The sequence below is a fragment of the Streptomyces sp. NPDC087844 genome (assembly GCF_044742785.1).
In the GTDB taxonomy this organism is placed as follows: Bacteria; Actinomycetota; Actinomycetes; order Streptomycetales; family Streptomycetaceae; genus Streptomyces.
In genome coordinates this window covers 42,735-48,882 of record NZ_JBIUVD010000031.1, presented here as the reverse complement: position 1 = coordinate 48,882, position 6,148 = coordinate 42,735, and the positions used below count along the sequence as shown (strand labels likewise).

General features: G+C 70.8%; 2 protein-coding genes and 1 pseudogene. All 3 read left to right on the top strand.

Annotated features, from left to right (window positions below; genetic code table 11):
* Nucleotides 1-132: 132 nt before the first annotated feature.
* The 3 genes and pseudogenes from ACIOKD_RS38540 to ACIOKD_RS38530 all read left to right on the top strand — a co-directional run bounded on the left by ACIOKD_RS38540 (nucleotide 133) and on the right by ACIOKD_RS38530 (nucleotide 6,097).
* Nucleotides 133-2,193, top strand: coding sequence for a beta-galactosidase (locus ACIOKD_RS38540; RefSeq protein ID WP_402092900.1), 2,061 nt, complete (start codon nucleotides 133-135; stop codon nucleotides 2,191-2,193).
* Between the two features lie 84 nt (nucleotides 2,194-2,277).
* Nucleotides 2,278-4,332, top strand: coding sequence for an RICIN domain-containing protein (locus tag ACIOKD_RS38535; protein ID WP_402092899.1), 2,055 nt, complete (start codon nucleotides 2,278-2,280; stop codon nucleotides 4,330-4,332).
* A gap of 98 nt (nucleotides 4,333-4,430) precedes the next feature.
* A pseudogene (locus ACIOKD_RS38530) lies at nucleotides 4,431-6,097 on the top strand (dolichyl-phosphate-mannose--protein mannosyltransferase).
* The last annotated feature ends 51 nt before the right edge of the window (nucleotides 6,098-6,148 follow it).

Sequence of the window (6,148 nt, the reverse complement as noted above, 5' to 3'; positions counted from 1 at the left end):
CGCCCGCCCCCCCCCACACCCCCGCCACACCCCCCGCCCAAACCCCCCCCCCCCCCCCCCCGCCCCGCCACACCCACCCCCCCCCCCCCAACACGCCACGGCAGGACCCCGTGAAACCCCGGAAGGACCACGATGATCTCCACCCTCCTGTCCCAGCTGGACGGGCCGGACGGTGACCGCACCCCGCGTCTCGCGTACGGCGCCGACTACAACCCCGAGCAGTGGCCTCGCGAGGTGTGGGAGGAGGACGTCCGGCTGATGCGTGAGGCCGGCGTCAACCTGGTCTCCGTGGGGATCTTCTCCTGGGCCCGTATCCAGCCGGACCTGGACCAGTGGGACTTCGCCTGGCTCGACGAGGTCATGGACCTGCTGCACGCGAACGGCATCGGCGTCGACCTGGCCACCGCCACCGCGTCCCCGCCGCCCTGGCTCACCACGGCACACCCGGAGATCCTGCCGGTGACCGCCTCCGGTGAGACGGTGTGGCCGGGGGCGCGCCAGCACTGGCGGCCCACCTCGCCCGTCTTCCGCGACCACGCGCTGCGCCTGGTACGCAGGATGGCCGAGCGGTACGCGAACCACCCGGCGCTGGTGGCCTGGCATGTCTCGAACGAGCTGGGCTGCCACAACGTCTACGACTACTCGGACGACGCGGCCCACGCCTTCCGTAGCTGGCTGCGCGCCCGCTACACCACCCTCGACGCCCTCAACCACGCCTGGGGAACGGCCTTCTGGTCGCAGCGCTACAGCGACTGGGGCCAGATCCTGCCGCCCCGGCTGGCCGGGTCCCACCCCAATCCCACCCAGCAGCTCGACTTCAAGCGCTTCTCCTCCGACGCGCTGAAGGAGTACCTGGTCGCGGAGCGGGACGTGCTGCGGGAGATCACGCCGGGTGTGCCGGTCACCACCAACTTCATGGTGATGGGCAACACCAAGGGCATGAACTACCCCGACTGGGCGGGCGAGATCGACTTCGTCTCCAACGACCACTACGTCCACCCGGGCCCGCAGGACCGCGACGAGCTGTCCTTCTCCGCCAACCTCACCAGCGGGATAGCGGGCGGGCAGCCCTGGTTCCTGATGGAGCACTCCACCAGCGCGGTCAACTGGCAGCCCGTCAACGTGGCCAAGCGGCCGGGTGACCTCGCCCGCGACTCGCTGCTGCATGTCGCGCACGGCGCCGACGCCGTGTGCTTCTTCCAGTGGCGCCAGTCGGCCGCCGGCGCCGAGAAGTACCACTCCGCGATGGTGCCGCACGCCGGTGCCGACAGCGAGGTCTTCCGCGCGGTCGTCGAACTGGGACAGACACTCAAGGCGCTGGCACCGGTGGCGGGCTCCGAGCGCGAGCCCGCCCGCGTCGGCATCGTCTACGACTGGGAGTCCTGGTGGGCGAGCGAGCAGGACTCGCACCCCTCCGCCCTCCTCGACTACCGCCAGGAGGCCCTGGACTGGTACGCGGCGCTGCACAGGCTCGGCATCCGCGCCGACGTCGTGACCACCACGACCGACCTCGACCGGTACGACGTCCTGATCACCCCGGTGCTGCACGTGGTCCCGGCGCCGCTCGCCAAGGAGCTCACGCGGTACGCGGAGGCCGGCGGCCACCTCGTCACCACGTACTTCTCGGGCGTCGTCGACGAGAACGACCACATCTGGCTCGGCGGTCATCCGGGCGCCCTGCGTGAACTGCTCGGTATCCGCGTCGAGGAGTTCGGGCCGCTGCTCGACGGTGACTCCGTCGAGCTGGACGGCGGCGCCACGGGCACCCTGTGGACCGACCGGATCGACGTCACCGACCCCGCGGTGGACGTGCTGGCCCACTACCACAGCGGCGCGTACGCCGGGCGGCCCGCCGTCACCCGCCGTGCCGTGGGCCAGGGCTCGGCCGCGTACGTCTCCACCCGGCTCGGCGCCGAAGGGCTCGCCGGGCTGCTGCCCGCGCTGCTCGGCCCGGCGGGCGTCGAGAGCGAACTGCCCGCCGACGCACGGGGATCGGTCGAGCAGACCGTGCGCCGCGGACCCGACGGCCGCTTCCTGTTCCTCGTCAACCGGACCGACGAGGAAGTGACCCTGACCGGTCTCGCCGGAGAGGTCCTCGTCGGCGGCACAGAAGCCGGCACCGGCACCGACTCCGAGGGCGGTCTCGTCCTCGGTCCCCGGGGCGTCGCCGTACTGCACCAGCGCACCGCCTGACCGCACACGCTCCGCCCTCCCCGCACCTCCCCCGCACCTTCGAGATCCACCGCGCAGCGACCACACCTCAGTTGGGAGCACACGATGGCACGCCGTACCCGCAGCAGACGTCTCCTCGGAGCCGCCGGACTCACCGCACTGGCCACCGGGGCCGCCCTGACCATGGCGCCCCCGTCCACCGCGCAGGCCCCGGCGGCGGACACCCCGTCGGTCACCGTCCGGCCCGACCCCTCGTACGAACAGCAGAAGTTCGAGGGCTGGGGCACCAGCCTGGTCTGGTTCGCCAACGTGACCGGCGGCTATCCGAAGGAGATACGCGAGAAGCTCGCGAAGCTCCTCTTCGGGGACGACGGGCTCGCGCTGAACATCGCCCGGTACAACATCGGCGGTGGCAACGCCCCGGACGTCAAGGACTATCTGCGGGCCGGTGGTGCGGTGGAGGGCTGGTGGAAGGCGCCGGCCGGTACCACCCGCGAGGACACCGACTGGTGGAGCGCCGACGACCCGGCCGACTGGAACGAGGACGCCGACGCCACCCAGCGCTGGTGGGTCGACCGGATCAAGGACGACATCGACCACTGGGAGACCTTCAGCAACTCCCCGCCGTGGTTCATGACGAAGAGCGGCTACGTGTCGGGCGGGTTCAACGCCACCGAGGACCAGCTCAAAACCGAGTCCGTGGACGACTTCGCCGCCTATCTGGCGGGCGCGACCAAGCGCCTTGAGGAGGCCGAGGGCATCGAGGTCGACACCGTCGACCCGTTCAACGAGCCCAACACCAACTACTGGAGCACCCGCCTGGGCGCCGACGGCGAGCCCGTCGGCGGCCGTCAGGAAGGGGCGCACATCGGCCCCGAGCTCCAGCAGAAGGTGATCGCCGCCCTGGCCCCGGCGCTGAAGAAGGCGAAGGCCGAGGCGGAGATCTCGGCGATGGACGAGACCAACCCGTCCATCTTCGCGCAGAACTGGAACACCTACCCGCAGGAAGTGCGGGACCTGGTCGGCCGGCTGAACGTCCACACCTACGGCACCGGCCAGCGCACCACCGTACGGGATCTGGCCAAGGCGGCCGACAAGCCGCTGTGGCAGAGCGAGGTCGAGGGCGACTGGGGCGACGGGCAGAGCTTCACGGACATGCGGCCGGGACTCGGCCTCGCCCAGCGCATCGTCGACGACCTGCGTGAACTGGAGCCCAAGGCCTGGGTGTTCTGGCAGCCCGTCGAGGACTACGACAACATGAAGCCGGGCGGCGAGTCCGCCAAGGGCGGCAACTGGGGCAGCATCCAGCTCTCGTTCAGCTGCACCTCGAAGGACACCCTCACGTCGTGCCCGATCCACACGAACACGAAGTTCGACACGGCCCGCAACTTCACGCACTACATCAAGCCCGGTGACCGGCTGATAAAGACGGACGACACGTCCAGCGCCGCCGCCGTCTCCAAGAAGGGCGACCGGGCGACGGTCGTCCACGTCAACAGCACCACCGAGGCCCGTACGGTCACGGTCGACCTGTCCAAGTTCGGCAAGGTCGGCCGCAATGCCACCGTCACCCCCGTCGTGACCAGCGCCGACGGCAAGCTGGAACGCCGCGACGCCGTCAAGGTCGACGACCGAGGGGCCACCTTCACCGTGCCCGCCCAGTCCGTGACCTCCTTCCTCGTCAAGGGCGTCTCGGGCGTCGCGAAGGACGCCGCCGAACTGCGCAAGGGCCACTCCTACGAGCTGACGGGTGTCCAGAGCGGCAAGGCCCTCACTGTCGCCGACAACGGCACGGGCCTCGTCATCAGGAGCGCGACGGCCGACGCCGCGGGACAGCAGTGGAAGCTGCGCCAGATCTCCGGCGACACCGGCAACCGGCAGCGGTACGTGTTCAGCAACCCCGTGGAGGGCAAGCGGCTGGCCGTCCGGGACGGCGCCCCGGTCCTTGAGGCCGACACCGGCCCGCGCGACAGGGCCACCCAGTGGATCATGTCGTCGACCGGTGACGGCACCTGGACCCTCGTCAACGCGGCGACCGGACGGCTCCTCGAAGTCGGCGGCCAGGCCACGAACGAGGGCGCGCCCGTGACGCTGTGGACCCCCAACTCCGGTGCCAACCAGCGCTGGAAGGTCACGGAGGTGGGCAACCCGGCGGCCTAGCGCGTGATCCCGTTCCTTACGATGATCGGGTGACCAGTGACACCGCGTCGGAGCCGGGCGTCGCAGCCGGCTCCGACGCCGACGCGCGGACAGAGACCGTGAAGACGGAGTCCGGTGCCTGGGCGGAGCGGTTGCGCCGCTTCGGGTTCGTGGCGCTCCCGCGCACCGACACCCGGGATCTGCTGGTTCCGCCGTTCCCGGAACCCGCTTCGGGGAAGCGCTCGGTCTCGGCCCGGTGGCGGCACACCGGCTCGCCAGGGCGACGGGCTGGCTCGGCCCGCTCCTGGTGGCCGCCCTGGCGGGGGCGATCCGCTTCTGGCATCTGGGCCGGCCCAGGGGCCTCGTCTTCGACGAGACGTACTACGCCAAGGACGCGTGGTCGCTGCTCCGGCTCGGCCATGAGGGGACCTGGCCGGACCGCAAGGTCGCCGACCCGCAGGTCCTCGCGGACCCGCAGGTGATCCCGCTCTCGGACGCCGGGGCCTTCGTCGCGCATCCGCCGCTGGGCAAGTGGGTGATCGCCGTCGGCGAGTGGATGTTCGGCCTCGACCCGTTCGGCTGGCGGTTCATGGTGGCGTTGCTCGGCACCCTGTCGGTGCTGATGCTGTGCCGCATCGGCCGCAGGCTGTTCCGTTCGACGACGCTGGGCTGCCTGGCCGGACTGCTGATGGCCCTGGACGGCCTGCACTTCGTGATGAGCCGCATGGCGCTGCTCGACCTCGTCGTCATGTTCTTCGTGCTGGCGGCGTTCGGGGCCCTGCTCATCGACCGGGACCGGGCGCGGGCCCGTCTCGCGGCAGGTCTGCCCGTGGACGAGGACGGCTTCGCGGGCCCCGACGCGCACACGGGCGAGCGGGTCGGCATGGGCGTACGGCCGTGGCGTGTCGCGGCCGGTCTCTTCCTCGGCCTGGCGGCCGCCTGCAAGTGGAACGGCCTTTTCTTTCTGGCGTTCTTCATGGTCATGACCCTGCTGTGGGATGTCGGCTCACGACGCGTCGCCGGGGCCCATCGGCCCTACCTCGCCGTTCTGCGCAAGGACGGCGGCTGGTCGGTGCTCTCCGTGGTACCGGTGGCCGTGGCCGGCTATCTCGCCACCTGGACCGGCTGGTTCCTGTCCGACGGAGGCTACGGCCGGCACTGGGCCGAGGACCGCGGGGGCCCGTGGTCGTGGATCCCGGCCGCCCTGCGCGGCCTGTGGCACTACGAGAGCCGGGTCTACGACTTCAACGTGGGTCTGAGCTCCCCGCACCCGTACGAGTCGAATCCCTGGAGCTGGTTGGTACAGGGACGTCCGGTGGTGTACTCCTACGAGACGGACTTCGTCCAGGACGGCTGCCGCACGGCCTCGGGCTGTTCCGAGGCCGTCCTCGCGCTGGGCACACCGCTGCTGTGGTGGTCCGCGTGTCCGGCGCTGCTGTATCTGCTCTTCAGATGGGCCATGCGCCGCGACTGGCGGGCGGGGGCCGTGCTGTGCGCGGTGGCCGCGGGTTATCTGCCGTGGTTCCAGTACCAGGACCGTACGGTCTTCGCCTTCTACGCGGTCGTCTTCGTGCCGTATCTGTGCCTGGCGGTCGCGATGGCGGCGGGCGCGCTGGTGGGGCCACCGGGGGTGGGCGGCAGACGCCGGACGGTGGGGACGGTCGCCGTGGGCGCCGTGGTGCTGCTGATCGTCTGGAACTTCGTCTACTTCTTCCCGATCTACTCGGGCGCGACGATCCCGTACTCCGACTGGCATTCCAGGATGTGGTTCGACACCTGGGTATGACCGTTCAGGCCGGCCACGACGCGCGGACCGCACGGCGACAGGAAGTCACCA